This window comes from Rhodopirellula maiorica SM1 (genome assembly GCF_000346295.1).
In the GTDB taxonomy this organism is placed as follows: domain Bacteria; phylum Planctomycetota; class Planctomycetia; order Pirellulales; family Pirellulaceae; genus Novipirellula; species Novipirellula maiorica.
On sequence record NZ_ANOG01000738.1, the window covers coordinates 22,056 to 36,534 of the forward strand.

Consider the following 14,479-nt stretch of genomic DNA (forward strand, 5'->3'; position numbering starts at 1 on the left):
CGTCCCGATGGTTTGTTAATAACGCGTTGCCGAGGCGACAATCTCAATTTCACAGGCTCCGAGAAAGTCCAGCACCGGCATCATCGCCGTTCCGATATCATGATGGCTCAGATTGCTGGTGGAGACCGTCAAACGATCCGCCGCCGCAATCCCGCCGGTGGTCGCATCGAGTGACAACCAATCTCCGTCGACATGAGCAAGCGTCCAGGCGTGATACACCATTCGTGGTGTTGGTGTCGCCTGATACCGGAAACCAAACGCGACTCGCGAAGGGATCTGTTTGGCGCGAAGCAGCGCGGCCAACAACACCGCATACGCGGTCGCGTCGCCTTGCGCAGTTCGTGCGACTTCCGAAGCACGTTGGAACGCGCCGGACGCAGGATTCAACTGTGTCAGCCGGTTCGCCGATCGAGCCAACTCAATCGCAAGTTCACTTTCACCGAGTTTTCCAGAGCCCCCGGCCGCCTGGGCGATTCGCCGCACCATTGTTTCTGATGAATCAATAATCGCATTGGGTTTTCGGTCCGAATCGGTGACGGCAAAACTTCCTTGCTCGAATCCGTTTTTCGGAGCTTCACCCAACCGCGAAACCAGAACGAGCACCGAGGTATCGTCCAAATTTCGTACAAATTGATTCGGCTGTGGTTGGATGATCGACTTTTCCGCAGCCAGCGGCGATGCCGTTCGGACCAATTTGAACCCCACTCGCTTTGTCTCGCTGGGACGCTCAAGTGTGCTGCGGGTCAACGTAGAAGCGATCGCAATCGCATCCTGCTGTGACTCGATGTCCTTGACTGCAACCTTCTCGTCGGTGCGGTAGGTGACCAAATTTGACGCAGGATACAACGCACGACGTATCGTCCCATCAGGTTCGGCCCAAATCACGTGATAATTTTTGCGATTTTCTCCGAGATCGGTTTCCACATCGATTTCCAATAATTCATGGGGCTTTCCATCGATCAGCGGCACGGTGGCTCTGGCAACACAGTGCAGCCGAACGGTGGTTACTAGCGGCTGGACAGGCGCAAGTGTTTGAAACGTCCGCTTTTGGCCAATGCTTAGCGGCGAGCGGCGAATCGACTCTTCCACCGCCATTAACCCACGATGCTGGTCGCTCCAAGACAGTCGGTGGGTGGTCACAGCGGCACCCCGGGATTTAACGACGCTGAGCGCCGCTTCGTCCACCGTCCCTTCGCACGTCGTGATGACGGGACCGACGCTCAAGTGGCTCTTGTAGTGCTGTAATTGCCCATCGACCGTCTCACTGGATTGATGCGAATGACGCTGGACAAAGGCGGACGCGGGCCCTCGATGGATCAACAAGCAATCTTCGATGTTCAGCTCGACATGCGGCTGCTTGGTGTCGCGGCGGTCCGCGTCGTCATGGGCGGCCACTGTGATGTGGCTATAACCAACGTGCTTATCCCCGACGAAATAGGCATCCCAGGCCTCGAAATCACCGCGATATTTGCGGTCCTCTGGCTTCGCATCGTCACGAGCGACCTGTTCGCCGGAGGATGCTGCAGCGCCGCGGCCCGGTTCGCCGACGCCCGCTTCGTCGGCGGATCGATACTGATCTGCCGGCGGGACCAACGGCACCCGCTCGGGAATATCGCAACCACTCAGCAAGACCATCCCCAACATCCAACCGGCAATACAGCCTGTTTTTCGTGTTGCGCAGCGTGCTCGCGGTGCGAACGAAAGCGTCGGTGTGAAGCGTAAACCGACAGTGAGGCAGAGCAATCGAAGCATGAAGCTATCTATTTTCGAATCAGAAAAGAAAAAGAGGAAACGTTGACTTTCATCACGATGACAAAATGGGTGTGAATTCGATCATCGCCGCGCCCAATCGGTCCTCATTATATCCCAGCGACCAACCCATATCCAAGCGATTGCCACTAACACGAATTCGGGGTGGCCGGCGACTGAATTCGATCACCGTCATTGGCTTGCTTGCTGGGTAAAACCACCGCGATTCCACCCAAGCGGGTGCCAGCATGGCCAGCCTACGAAGTGCCGGTTGTAACGGTTCCGCAGACGTTGATGAATATTCACCCACAAATACTCGCCGTCTTTTCCGCTTAGGTGGTCTTTGCCTGATCCCGTGAAGAACGTGACCTAGCGTTGGGTGTACCGAGTCAATCGAAACCGACGTCGGTGCACCCAACGTTATTTCACACCTAAATTATTCTTGTTGCGAACGGGATTGGAAACCGAAATGGGTTTTCTAAAGCGTATTCTTCGAAATGGTACCAGCGACGAAGCGGTTCGAGTAGCTTCCAACGGAAGCTTTGAAACGCTAACCGACGATGAGCTGCAAACGCACATGGGGATTCGTTCCTATGGAATGTTCGAACTCACCGACGCGGTTCGCCCGTCGTATGATCTTCAAGTCGTACCGAAGCAAGGTTTTCGATACGACCAATATGTCGACGAAAAAACGGGGCTAAGCACCCCCGTGATCCTGGCGTCGGCGACTCGCTACCGAATCATGGACCTGTTCCTTGAACTGGTCGATCAACTCGGCCCGGTGGTCGACGTCGTGCTGGAAACCAGCCACCAAGGCAATCCTCACCCCGAGGACCTGTATCGCGAACACATCGACGCACCTGTGCTAAAAAGCATGTTGTGGGAGTTCGAGGACTTGTTGCTGAATGATGGTTGCACCGGCATTGCCGTGATCAACCCTAGCAAACGTCAAGAAATCCAACTCGACGAACACAAGTTGCTGATTGCCTATGGCGATCCTCTTGATTGTTTCTCGCAAACATTGATTCAAGGCGATGTCTATCCGGATGATGACATGCAATTCATCACCGAAGCCGAACATGTCCACAGCAGCAGCGAACGCTTCACAAGCCAATTCGAAACGCTGAAACACCGGCTCGGAATGGATGGTGAAATGTTTTTGGACGACCACGAAGAATTCGCCTAACGCAGGCGAATCGATTGCCGATGTAGCCATTTGGCGGCGGGACTTGGCTCGCTGCATCCGCCGGTGAAGCGGATCGAAAGGTTGAGCAGCGTTGTTTTCGGCCTGTTTTTCCAGTCAGTATTTCGCGGCGGAAATCGACAGCCGCCGGTTTGCGACTCGACAAATCGTCGCGGGTCTGAGAGTATTCTTGGTTTCACACCTCTTCAAACGTGTCGCCAACGATAACGCAAAACCATGTTTCTCGTCATCAGCTCAAGCCTGCATCCTACTAGCCGAAGTCGTATTCTCGCTCGCGCGGCGGTCGAACAACTTCAGCAAACCGGACGCGATGCCACCCTTTTCGACCTCGTGGTCAAGAATCTTCCCGCGTGTGACGGCGCCTCGGCGTATGGGGACGCGAACGTCAAAGAGTTGTCGGAATTGATCCACCACGCCGAAGCGATCCTTGTCGCGTCGCCCGTCTACAACTATGACGTCAACGCGGCGCTCAAAAACGCGGTGGAGCTGACCGGCCGGGCATGGACGGGAAAGGTGGTCAGTTTGATGTTGGCTGCCGGTGGTCAAGGTAGCTACATGTCGGCAATGGGATTGGCTAACAGCTTGATGCTTGATTTTCGCTGTCTCATCGTGCCTCGGTTCATCTATGCCACGGGCGACGCCTTTGAAGGCGACGGATTGGCTGACGAAGAAATCCAGCAACGAGTCAACATGCTGGTCAGCGAAACCACCAAGCTTGCCGACGCGATCAATCGGTCGCTCTAATGTTTCGGCGAACGGTCGGCCGATGCGTCGTCCGGCGAAGCGATCGGTGAATACGACGACGAAGCCGGGTGGCGATACAGACCCCGCCGCTGAATCACCGCTTCGACTCCGGACGGGGTGCGATAGCGAATGCTTCGGCCCTGTTGCACACGTTCGCGAAGTTCGCTGCTGGAAAGCTCGATGACCGGCATGGCGATCACATGCGATGCAATCGCAGCGATCCGCTCACGGTCGACCAGATCTTGCAGCACCGAAAAGTCAATCGCCCCTTCGCCTCCGCGTTGGACCACCGCCGGCGTAATCAATTCGAGCAGCCGCTGCGGTTGATGCCAGAGCGGGAAAGTGGCCAACGAGTCGCTGCCGATGATCATAAAAAACTGAGCGTCAGGCATTTCTTGCATCAATTCTGCGACCGTATCCACGGTATAGCTGACCTCACCTCGTCGAATCTCGCGGTCGTCCAATTCATAGGACGGGTTGTCGGCCAGAGCCTGCTGTAACATTTCGAGGCGATCCTCGCTCGAGGCGACCGCGCCGGCTGGCTTTAGCGGCGATGTTGCGGTGGGGATCCAGCGAACTTGATCGAGCGAAAGCGTTTCTCGCGCTGCCTCGGCTATCCATAAATGCCCCAGATGCACGGGGTCAAACGATCCGCCGAAAAGTCCAATTCTCATCAATTTCGATTCTTTCGCAGTTTTCGATTCTTTCGCGGGGATGGTAGCGAGAGCGATTTCCTTGGCAAAGCGAACATCGCAGCGGCACACTTGACCAGACTTGTCCAGCCAATCTCGAAAAATAGAGGGGATGAGGGGGTTCGCATGAGGGATGCGATTCCTACGGGTGAGCACGGAGCTTGGCGTTCTGCCTCCCTTATCTTCCTTTTATCCAACATACACTATGCTAACCTCCATACCATCCGATCCTGTTCCGCCAACCGTCGGCCCCCCGACCATGTCCAAGTTTGATTCTCGTCGGCCAACACAGCCTGATGCCGAGGCAAATCGGAACGCGAATATTGTTGGCGGCGATCACAGCGAACCCGGATCCCCCATCCATTCGCGTCCCAATGGTGATCCGCAGTCCCATTCCTCCGCCGGCAGCCCATCGGCCGAAGCATCTCAAGCGGAAACGCCCCCACCAGGTGAGCGAGGAAAATCCGAAGCCTTCGATTTGTCCGCCGATCTCGAAATTGACGCATCGATGTTTGCCGACGACTCGGACCACGATGCAGAAAAAGAGGAAAAGGGCGCCAAGGCTCAACAGGCGGAACTCTTTGAAACTGAACCTCCGCCGTGGGAACTGACCGTCGAGGACGATATTGCCGTTGGCCGCATCGTGTTCAGCGAGGCTCCCTATGGTCCCTATGACTACCAAATCCCCGAGGCCGAACGCGAACATTTGAAACCCGGAATGCGAGTTCGCGTCCCGCTCGGCAAACGTCGTCATCCGATGATGGGATGGTGTATCGAGACGCGGATCGGTTATCAGGGGAAACGAGGTTCGCTGCGTGAAATTGTCGAGGTGCTCGACGACGAACCGCTATGCGACCCGGCACTGGTGCGGTTGGTATTGTGGATCAGTCATTATTACCAGGCGCCTACCGGCCAGGTCTTTGACACCTTGATTCCATCGAGCGTGCGTTCGAACGCGGGAACTCGCGAACGAGCCTATTTGACCCCCAACCGAGATCGCAGTGACGAAAAATCAATCGAGTTGTTACCTAAGAAACAGCAGGCAGCTTTTCGATTTTTGATCGCTGCGGGTCGCCCGATGACGGCATCCGAATTGATGGTGCATGCCAAGTGCACGCGAGGCCCCGTGAGTGCACTGCAATCCAAAGGGTACCTCGATGTTTCGATGCAGCGAGAAATGACGGCGACAACGCCGATGCGTTGGCAAAAAAATGATGGTGAAAGCCAGCAAATCCATACGCCTAGCCAAGAACAGACCGAAGCACTTGAGCGAATTAGTGCGGCGATTGAATCGGGTACTGGCAAAACGCTGCTGTTACATGGAGTGACCGGCAGCGGCAAGACCGAAGTGTATATCAAGGCGATTGAGCAGATCGTGCGAGCCGGACGTGGCGCGATCGTGATGGTTCCCGAGATCAGTTTGACGCCTCAAACGCGTGGTCGATTCGAACGACGATTCGAATCGGTTGCGGTGCTACACAGCCAAATGACTCCCTCGGAACGGCATTTCCAGTGGCAGCGGATACGCCGCGGTGAGGTGCAAGTCGTCGTCGGCCCCCGTAGCGCGGTGTTCGCGCCGATGCCGAGATTGGGACTCATCGTCATGGACGAAGAGCACGACGCTTCGTTCAAACAAAACGAACAACCCCGCTATCACGCCCGCAAAGTGGCTCATGCGCGAGCGATGTCACTTGGCATTCCGCTGATCTTGGGTAGCGCGACGCCGTCGATGGAAACGTGGCACGCCACCGCCACAGGGCATGCCGAATTGATTCCGATGAACGAGCGAATCAACCAGCGTCCCATGCCGAGTGTGGAGTTGGTGGATCTGCGAATTCGTGACGATCGGACTCGGGGTGCAATCAGTCGTCCACTGCATCTGGCCGTCCAAGAAACGCTGAACGAAAAGGGGCAAGTGATCCTACTACTGAATCGACGTGGTTTTGCCACCACGATTCAGTGCCCATCGTGTGGCCACGTCGTGGCGTGCCCTGATTGTGACATGCCGCTGACCCATCACCGTGATGGTGGAAAAGCATGTTGCCACTATTGCGATTACACAATTGCCACCCCACCTTGGTGTCCGGCGTGCCGATTCGACGGCATTCGATACGGTGGGCTAGGAACTCAGCGTTTGGAAGTCGAAGTCAAAGCTCGTTTTCCGAATGCCAACATCGCTCGCATGGATAGCGACACCATGAAACGCCCCGGCAGCCATCAACGTGTGCTCTCAGCGTTCCGCAGTGGAGAGGTCAACATCTTGCTTGGCACCCAAATGATTGCCAAAGGACTCGATTTTCCAAATGTGTTATTGGTGGGGGTTATCAACGCCGATAGTGCATTGCACTTTCCCGATTTCCGTGCGGCCGAGCGAACGTTTCAATTGGTCACCCAAGTGGCGGGGCGAACCGGTCGTGGAGATCGCGGCGGCCGTGTGATTGTGCAAACATTCTCGCCCGAGCACCCAGCGATTCAAGCGGCATCGCGACACGACTACCATCAATTTGCGACCGACGAGATGGTCAATCGACGCAAATTCAACTATCCGCCTCTCGGTTCGGTCGCTCGCATTATTATTCGCGGCGTCGTCGAGGACGTTACCGAAGCGGTCGCCGATTCGTTGCTGGGACGACTCGAAGCCGCCCGCCAAGCTCTTGGATCGGAAGTTCGCATCTTGGGACCTGCGCCACCGCCAATCCCAAAATTGCGAGGCAAGTATCGGTTCCATCTGCTGCTGCAATCTACCGACAGTGCGCAGTTAGGCGAGACGATACGCCGCGCCACCGATTCGTTTACGATTCCCGAGAAAGACGACGTCCAATATGTCGTCGATATCGACCCGATCGATATGCTGTAAATCGGCCGCCGCCAGGTAGATGGCCGTCTAGGTTAGGGACAATCCGGACTGCGAAACCGGATTCAGATCGCACAAAACTGTCGCATATTCATCGAGGGGATGTTACGATGGATCGCTCTCGCAATCCCCTCATTCAACGCGCAAGTCGATTCCCTTGAAGATTCTTATCACCGGCATCTGTGGCTTTGTTGGACGCTGGATTGCCGAAGGTTTGCTGGACAGCCGTTCTGATTTGCAGCTGATCGGAATCGATAACTTGGCTCGTTCGGGCAGCGAGTCGAATCGCCAAAAACTGCACTCCATGGGTGTCCATTTTATCCACGGCGACCTGCGATGTCGAAGTGATCTCGATGCAATTCCCCAAGTCGACTGGGTGATCGATTGTGCCGCACTGCCAAGTGTCCTCGCCGGCACCGCAGGGCACAGTTCGTCGCGGCATTTGACGGAACACAATCTGCTCGGAACGTTGAATCTGCTAGAGTATTGCCGGCAACACCAGAGCGGTTTGATCCTGCTTAGCACGAGCCGCGTCTATTCGATCAGAGATCTTGCCTCGTTGCCGCTGATCGACGACGGAGACACCTTTGCTCTGGATCTCGAGTCGCGACTTCCCGCTGGTGTTTCTAACGCTGGGATCGACGAGTCATTCTCGACCACGCCGCCGGTATCGATTTACGGCGCTACCAAGCGAGCGTCCGAAACGATGGCATGGGAATACGCCGAAGCATACCAATTCCCGCTACGAATCAATCGCTGCGGCGTGCTCGCGGGTGCGGGCCAATTTGGTCGTGCCGATCAAGGTATCTATAGCTACTGGATCCATTCGCATCTGCGTCAGCGTCCACTACGCTACATCGGCTTTGGTGGTTCAGGACGCCAGGTTCGCGATTGTTTGCATCCTTGGGACGTCGCTCGGTTGGTTGACAAGCAGATAACGTCAGCAATGGACCCGACCAAACCGGTGATTGCAAACGTCAGCGGCGGCATCGAGTCGGCTCGTTCATTGTCTCAATTAACGCAGTGGTGTAACGAGCAATTTGGCAACCATGTCGTTACATCTTCGGAAGAGGAGCGTCCATTCGATTTGCCCTGGATCGTACTCAACTCGCGTCTTGCTCGCGACGCATGGCAATGGCAGCCATCTCGGTCTACGGATGACATTTTGTCCGAAATCGCAGACCATGCTCGACAACACCCCGATTGGTTGGAACTTGCATAAATCCCATTTCCACTGACGAATGGCTACCGAGGCTGACTTTTCCCCTCTCTCGCAATCGATTGGACTGAACATTCGACTATGCTGTGCTAAGCAGGTGGCGGAACCTCGATTCAAAGTCAAACACAATTGAGTTAGGTCTACGTCTTTTTTCGATCTTCAAGCTGCAACCGCCCATGACAGACCGCCCTCAGTTATCGATTGTCATCCCCGCGTACAACGAACAGCGCAACATCGGGCCCTGCATTGATGAATTGATGTCGTTTTTGGTGGATCGCCATCGCATCGACACCGAATTGATCGTCGTGAATGACAACAGCCAAGATGGGACGGAGGCCGAAGTGCTCCAACGCGTCAAACGCTGGCCCACCGTCCGGTTGATACGACGGCAGGCGCCGGGTGGATTTGGCCGCGCCATTCGTTCGGGACTTGATTTTGTTCGCGGATCCGTCGTTGTCATTTACATGGCCGACCGCTCGGATCACCCTGATGACGTGCTCTGCTACTACAGCACGATCCAACAAGGATATGACTGTGTCTTTGGATCACGCTTCATCAGCGGCGCCTCAGTGAAGCAATACCCGAAAGTCAAACTGGTCGTCAACCGAATCGTCAACAAAACGATTCAGTGGATGTTCTGGACCGACATGAATGATTTAACCAATGCGTTTAAAGCATACCGCAAAGAAGTCATCGACCAGTGCGGCCCGTACCGCGCGTGTCATTTCAATATCACGCTGGAAATGTCGCTTAGCGCTTTAATCGGCGGCTATAAAATCAAGCAGGTCCCGATCAAATGGGAAGGCCGGACGTGGGGTTCAAGCAATTTGAGAATGCGAGAAATGGGGCGTCGTTACCTGTGCACGCTATTGATGCTTTTCTTTCAACGCGTACTGATGTCCGACGATGTACGCGCCGAGAGCACTCGGCATCCAACGGGATCACTCGAAGTACACGCGGACCAATCGATGTCCGAATCCAACCGTCCTTGAGTTGAAGATCCATGCGACAATTGTCGAAGCAACAAAGAGACTGCGAGCGACGAACTCGGGGCAACATCAATTGCTACCAAGGTCGATTGCCACGAAGAACGATGGATGAGGTCTCATCACTTTTGATTATACAAATCACATGATTGAATCGTCCCAAACAACGTATCCCGTGTCATGGCCACTCGTGCGATGGTCATCGGTCTTTGCGTTGCTTCTTTTTGCGGTGCTAGCCTTCCTTCCCGCTTCGTTGTACGAACTCGTTCTGAAACGTCAATCAGGCGGATCGGCTGAACTGATCGTTCCCTTGTTACCTCGTTTTTTTGGAGGACTATCTCTTCTCGCTGCGATTGTCGCCCTTGCATCTTGGTTTGTCGGCGACAAAGCAGATCACCTTCTCTGGCGTTCGGCAACGCAACTGATCAAGTCATCCCACAAACCTGAGCGTCGCAGATCGTTTTGGTGCGAAACGGTACTTTGGGGACTGGTGTGCTCGGCGATCGTCCTTGCTTTTGATTGGCCTGCGATCGTTTGGGGCTACTTTGAATCCGACGATTTCAACTTATTGATCGACAACCGCACGCTTGATTTTCCTGAAGTCATGTATGCGACGATGAACGACCATGTGTATCCGCTGGGTCGCATTCTCATTCGCGTCTTTCATTGGATGTTCGGCACCCAAGCTGTTGCCTATAACTTGCTTGCGGTCGGCATGTTGATTTCTTTGGTGTGGGCTGGATGTCTGTATCTTCGCCAAGCTCGCGTATCACGCCTGGGGACACTGGTTTTCGCTTTCCTGTTAGTGGGATGGACCTTATGGGGCGAACTCACCTCAGGCGAATACATCCTGCTGATGCATGAGTCGTTAATGACGGCGGCACTGTTGATTGGTTGGACAACCCTGCGTTTTCGCGCGACCAATTTTCGGCTTTACTACGCTCTGACCTCGCTGCTGGTGGGATACGCGTGTTTCATTAATATCAGCGGATTTTGGGTGGCCTGTGCCGCGATTGTCTTTTTGACGTGTGATATCGTGGGAAATTCCGAATCGAATCCCATTCGGCGTCTGGGGCAACATTGGTCCCACTTTCTGGCAATCGGCCTTCCGATGTTCGTCGCGATTGCTTTCTATTTTCACGCGTACCATCAACCAAACGGCCCCCAGTTTTTGTCGGCGGCTGGCCCTCAGCGAGGACCGATGGGATTGATCCTTCAGTGGTTTTACACCATCACCACCTCGCTGATCTCAGTCCCTATCGCGACTCCCCCACCATCTCGTCGATTTTGGATTGCTTGAAATCGCGATGATATGCAGCGCTTTGATATTTGTTGCAATGATCGTTGCGACTTGGCCCGCGCTTCCCAGTCGCTCGCTGCAATTTCAACTTGTCGCGGTGCTGATGATCATGAGTGGTGTCGTCTTGATGGTCTGTTTGGGACGCCCCGTTCCAGGGATCGGACATGTCATTCCCCCTAAATATTTGTTCATGCCCTACACCTGGACGTGTATTGCCATTGCCATCTCGTTTGACGGGGGCTGGCAACGCGTTCCCGAAAAATGGCGTCTGGTCTACACCAAACTCTGTTTGCTGTGCATCCTGATCGCCTGGGGTTCGCATGGGGTTGCAAGCGGATTGGGAAGCCGAGGAATGCCATTTTTCGAAACCACACGTGGCGGCGAGATTCGCGAACACCAACTCGAATTCGCAGCGATGCAAGAACTAAGAGCAACGATCTTTGCACCGCTCGATGACGCTTCCGATGGCTTGCTTCAAATCGTCGACATCAATGGAAACACTCTGGCTCGGCAGTACCCTGCCCTCCGTTTCCCTTGGGGCTACGAACCCCAATTGTCCTACATGGTCGATGTCCTGAGTGACAAGCCAAGCCACTATCAATTTCTATACGCCACGGAACTCGTTTTCCCCAACCCCACCGTTTCTCGAAATCTCTATAAAAACGTCAGCCCCGAGTTTCTGAATTTGATCCAAACAAGCGAAGAAGCCAATCGACTCTATTCGTTGCCAGCGATATTGGATTCGCAAGCACGCCCCGCTACCCCAAGTGAGATTCAAGACCGGCCGACCGGGTTGACCATCATTGATGCAGTCGAGTCCCAGCAACAAGACACGAGCGAATGGTTAATCCGCAGCGATGGCCGAGCCAAAATTGTGCTGCGATATCCTGAGTGGAAAAGCGACGAACGGTTTCAATTGCAGATGGTAATCCATTCTCCACAACCAACGACGGATGCCGAAGACACCGCCGTGATGCTTTCCTTTCGATCCGCCTTGTTCAGCGGCGAAACCAAACATCGTTTACCGCCACCAGACGATGCTGGCCTGCTACAGATCATCGATCTGCAGCAGCTTCCTAGTTTTTCGCTGAGTGAGAAGATCGAATTTCTCACCATCGACCTGCCACATTCCGGGGCTTACCGCGTCGAGCATCTTTCGGTTCCGGTTGACCAATCACAGTAAGTGACAGGTGATTCATCAATCCCACCGCAAATACCAGCCAAGCCGGTTTGCGAAGCGCAGGAACACACACAGCTCAGAAACACACAGCTCAGGGAGACAGACGGATGATTTGCCAGGAAGCGTCATCGTTTTGCTGATAGACGATACGATCGTGCAATCGGCTTGGGCGACCTTGCCAAAATTCCAGCGTGGTCGGTTTCAACGCATAGCCGCCCCAATTTTCGGGACATGGCACCTCGCTTCCCTCGTGCTTGGCACTCAATTCCTGCATCCGAGTTTCCAGAACCTCTCGCGAACTCACCTCACTCGATTGGCGGCTGACCAGCGCCCCTATTTGGCTCTCGCGCGGACGGCTATGAAAATACGCAACGGCGTCCTCACGCGATGCTTTGCGTACGCTTCCCTCGATGCGAATTTGCCGCTCCAAGTGCGGCCAAAAGAAACAAAGCGCCGCTTGGGGATTGGCGGCCAGCTGTTTTCCCTTGATTGAATCGTAGTTGGTGAAAAAATAGAACTCACCTTCTTTGACCTGTTTCAACAACACCACTCTCGAGGTCACCGCTCCGTGGGGGTCCGCAGTCGATAGCGTCATCGCGTTGACCTCAAACCACTCCGGTAACTGCGAATCGTTGGCTTGTTTGAACCAAAGATCGAACTGAACCATCGGATTGGGATCGACGTCTTTCTTATCGAGTCCACTGAGTGTGTAAGTTCGTCGCATTTTCTCAATCGACATTCGACATTCCTCTTCACCGTCTTGGTGCTCAAAAACAAACTAAAATTCGGCACCATTGATAACATGCTTGCTATCAATCTGCCATGAAACCCTGGCTTTTTGCACAAGAAACCTGCTTTGGCGCGCCGCTTGCCTCAATTAACTTACGCTACATGCAAACTGCCAATATGACAGACATCTCAAACTAGCTTCGGGATATTTACGATGGAATCATTAACTGGAAATCTTCTAGTTGCTTCCTCGCTTGCGACAGACCCCATTCTCAGCAGAGGGGTTTGTCTGCTGGTGCACGACGACCAGGAGAGCGTCATTGGTGTCATGCTCAACCGTCCAATGCACCCCAATCCCCAGGCATTGATGGCGATGCTCGGGGAACCAATGGGCTCGCAGTCGCCTGAGAATGAGACGGCAGAGTTCGAAGCACACAATGACGAGTCCATGAGCCGATTGCCAGCAAACGCAAAAGGGCATTCCCCTTCGCCGTCTCAGGGTCCGCCGACACCTTATTCCCCCGTGGGGATGGTCCACTTTGGAGGCCCGTTGTCAGGCCCGGTCGTCGCCATTCATCAGTTGAGCGAGTATGCCGAAGCCGAAACGGGACACGGCATTTATGTGGCCGCACAGAAGCAGCACCTCGAAGGGTTAGTAAACAAACAACCAGGTCCCTATCGGTTGATTATTGGCCACCTTGGTTGGGAAACGGAGCGGCTGAACGCCGAGGTCGAGGCAGGTCTTTGGCATATTGTTCCGGCCACTGCAGATGTCGTTTTCGAAAACGCCGACGAAATGTGGCCACGATTGATTCGCCGAGCCACGTCGCGATCGGTTGCTCGTTGGCTTGGAATTCCTGACATGGCGGGCAAAGCGGAACTAAACTAAGTGTCGCATCGAAGGCTTGTTTGTGTCATGGACTTCCAAACACGCCGATATTCCGTAACATGGTCGCCATGATCGCCTCGGTTGCCACGAGTCCGTCAAGCCTTTGCGCACCGATTGGTGCCATTACCTTTCACCACTACCGAACCGAGAGATTGCAATCGCATGGGGCGACACGACGACGACGAGGAAATTAAACGTCCCTATCGGATTCAAAAGCGACGCCTGGGCACGATTCGTTTCGTCAGCCCCGATGGCGAATTCGGCTTTATCGACGCCGAAGATTTTCGCGAAGATGTGTTCTTTCATCGATCGGTCTTTGACGGCACGATCGAAGGTGCCCCCCCACGCGGCCCGTACGATCGCGAAGTGCTGCCGTACGAGTACATGTGGGTCGAGTACGAATTAGATGACGACTATTACGACAAAGAAAATCGCTTGCGAGCGAAACTGGTCCGTCGCAGCAATCGTCCCGAAGGCAAGAAGTTGTCGGGGCGCGACGCCCCGCACTTGATCGTCAAACATCACCCCAACGCTCGCAAGAAACGCCCCTCATGGCGTGGCAAAGACGACTCCTAAGCCGTTTGTTGTAGCAGTCACTCAGTCGATTGCCTGTTCGAATTGCCTGTTCGAATTGCCTGTCTGGATTACCAGTTCGGATTTCCCGTTCGGGCGTCCGCTAGGGCGTCTCGGACGCGGGTGCTTCTTCGACCACCTTGGTGGTATCCACTGCTTGAGCCTTGTCTTCGTCTTCCTTCTCTGCGGGCAAACGGCCTCCGTTTTCCTGAGCAGTAATCATGTCCTCTTCGAGCGCCCGAATCTTTTCCGGGTTGATTTGCCTGGACAACAAATCCTGCGTCTGAGAGAACATTTGGTCGATCTTCGCACGCTGGTTACGGATTTTTTGCCCCCGGTTGGTTCAAAAATGCGGTGAGT

General features: G+C 54.5%; 13 protein-coding genes. 9 read left to right on the forward strand and 4 right to left on the reverse strand.

Translation table 11 applies throughout. From position 1 onward, the window contains the following. Positions 1–15 precede the first annotated feature (15 nt). Complete coding sequence (locus RMSM_RS24010; protein WP_008702603.1) at positions 16–1,752, reverse strand: transglutaminase domain-containing protein; 1,737 nt, start codon at positions 1,750–1,752, stop codon at positions 16–18. A 466-nt stretch (positions 1,753–2,218) separates the two neighbouring features. Here RMSM_RS24010 and RMSM_RS24020 point away from each other — a divergent pair, with 466 nt between their 5' ends. After that, positions 2,219–2,935, forward strand: a complete 717-nt coding sequence (locus tag RMSM_RS24020; RefSeq protein WP_040769232.1) for a hypothetical protein — start codon at positions 2,219–2,221, stop codon at positions 2,933–2,935. Between the two features lie 234 nt (positions 2,936–3,169). Next, positions 3,170–3,697: an NADPH-dependent FMN reductase gene (locus tag RMSM_RS24025; RefSeq protein WP_008702607.1), complete on the forward strand. Its 528-nt coding sequence runs from the start codon at positions 3,170–3,172 to the stop codon at positions 3,695–3,697. Here RMSM_RS24025 and nadD read toward each other — a convergent pair. After that, a complete protein-coding gene (gene nadD, locus RMSM_RS24030; protein WP_144057912.1) occupies positions 3,694–4,371 on the reverse strand; it encodes a nicotinate (nicotinamide) nucleotide adenylyltransferase in 678 nt (225 codons plus the stop codon). The genes RMSM_RS24025 and nadD overlap by 4 nt on opposite strands. Before the next feature lie 526 nt (positions 4,372–4,897). Between nadD and priA the strand changes: the two genes are divergently transcribed. The 5 genes from priA to RMSM_RS24055 all read left to right on the forward strand — a co-directional run bounded on the left by priA (position 4,898) and on the right by RMSM_RS24055 (position 11,931). Further along, on the forward strand, positions 4,898–7,246 hold the full coding sequence (gene priA, locus RMSM_RS24035; protein WP_144057913.1) for a replication restart helicase PriA: 2,349 nt from the start codon (positions 4,898–4,900) through the stop codon (positions 7,244–7,246). 154 nt (positions 7,247–7,400) lie between these two features. Continuing rightward, a complete protein-coding gene (locus RMSM_RS24040) occupies positions 7,401–8,465 on the forward strand; it encodes an NAD-dependent epimerase/dehydratase family protein (RefSeq protein ID WP_008702616.1) in 1,065 nt (354 codons plus the stop codon). Positions 8,466–8,638: 173 nt separating this feature from the next. After that, the gene (locus tag RMSM_RS24045) at positions 8,639–9,454 is read left to right on the forward strand and encodes a glycosyltransferase family 2 protein (RefSeq protein WP_008702617.1); all 816 of its coding nucleotides are present in this window, start codon (positions 8,639–8,641) and stop codon (positions 9,452–9,454) included. Between the two features lie 139 nt (positions 9,455–9,593). Beyond that, a complete protein-coding gene (locus tag RMSM_RS24050) occupies positions 9,594–10,748 on the forward strand; it encodes a hypothetical protein (RefSeq protein ID WP_008702619.1) in 1,155 nt (384 codons plus the stop codon). 37 nt (positions 10,749–10,785) lie between these two features. After that, complete coding sequence (locus RMSM_RS24055) at positions 10,786–11,931, forward strand: hypothetical protein (RefSeq protein ID WP_008702621.1); 1,146 nt, start codon at positions 10,786–10,788, stop codon at positions 11,929–11,931. Between the two features lie 88 nt (positions 11,932–12,019). Here the strand turns inward: RMSM_RS24055 and pdxH are convergent, their stop codons facing one another. Next, entirely contained in the window at positions 12,020–12,667 is a 648-nt protein-coding gene (pdxH, locus tag RMSM_RS24060; RefSeq protein WP_008702623.1) for a pyridoxamine 5'-phosphate oxidase, read from the reverse strand. 204 nt (positions 12,668–12,871) lie between these two features. Here pdxH and RMSM_RS24065 point away from each other — a divergent pair, with 204 nt between their 5' ends. Together RMSM_RS24065 and RMSM_RS24070 are read left to right on the forward strand one after the other, a co-directional pair. Beyond that, positions 12,872–13,546: a YqgE/AlgH family protein gene (locus RMSM_RS24065; protein ID WP_040769227.1), complete on the forward strand. Its 675-nt coding sequence runs from the start codon at positions 12,872–12,874 to the stop codon at positions 13,544–13,546. Positions 13,547–13,708: 162 nt separating this feature from the next. Beyond that, positions 13,709–14,122, forward strand: a complete 414-nt coding sequence (locus tag RMSM_RS24070) for a cold shock domain-containing protein (protein WP_008702628.1) — start codon at positions 13,709–13,711, stop codon at positions 14,120–14,122. A gap of 100 nt (positions 14,123–14,222) precedes the next feature. On the opposite strand, the gene RMSM_RS24075 is transcribed toward RMSM_RS24070, so the two are convergent. Then, on the reverse strand, positions 14,223–14,414 hold the full coding sequence (locus tag RMSM_RS24075; protein ID WP_008702630.1) for a hypothetical protein: 192 nt from the start codon (positions 14,412–14,414) through the stop codon (positions 14,223–14,225). Between the last annotated feature and the right edge of the window lie 65 nt (positions 14,415–14,479).

Bases quoted from the DNA above. Each gene is read 5' to 3' on its own strand.
- RMSM_RS24010 (WP_008702603.1), bottom strand. From the start codon at position 1,752: ATGCTTCGATTGCTCTGCCTCACTGTCGGTTTACGCTTCACACCGACG.
- RMSM_RS24020 (WP_040769232.1), top strand. From the start codon at position 2,219: ATGGGTTTTCTAAAGCGTATTCTTCGAAATGGTACCAGCGACGAAGCG.
- RMSM_RS24025 (WP_008702607.1), top strand. From the start codon at position 3,170: ATGTTTCTCGTCATCAGCTCAAGCCTGCATCCTACTAGCCGAAGTCGT.
- nadD (WP_144057912.1), bottom strand. From the start codon at position 4,371: ATGAGAATTGGACTTTTCGGCGGATCGTTTGACCCCGTGCATCTGGGG.
- priA (WP_144057913.1), top strand. From the start codon at position 4,898: ATGTTTGCCGACGACTCGGACCACGATGCAGAAAAAGAGGAAAAGGGC.
- RMSM_RS24045 (WP_008702617.1), top strand. From the start codon at position 8,639: ATGACAGACCGCCCTCAGTTATCGATTGTCATCCCCGCGTACAACGAA.
- RMSM_RS24050 (WP_008702619.1), top strand. From the start codon at position 9,594: ATGATTGAATCGTCCCAAACAACGTATCCCGTGTCATGGCCACTCGTG.
- RMSM_RS24055 (WP_008702621.1), top strand. From the start codon at position 10,786: ATGATCGTTGCGACTTGGCCCGCGCTTCCCAGTCGCTCGCTGCAATTT.
- pdxH (WP_008702623.1), bottom strand. From the start codon at position 12,667: ATGTCGATTGAGAAAATGCGACGAACTTACACACTCAGTGGACTCGAT.
- RMSM_RS24065 (WP_040769227.1), top strand. From the start codon at position 12,872: ATGGAATCATTAACTGGAAATCTTCTAGTTGCTTCCTCGCTTGCGACA.
- RMSM_RS24070 (WP_008702628.1), top strand. From the start codon at position 13,709: ATGGGGCGACACGACGACGACGAGGAAATTAAACGTCCCTATCGGATT.
- RMSM_RS24075 (WP_008702630.1), bottom strand. From the start codon at position 14,414: ATGTTCTCTCAGACGCAGGATTTGTTGTCCAGGCAAATCAACCCGGAA.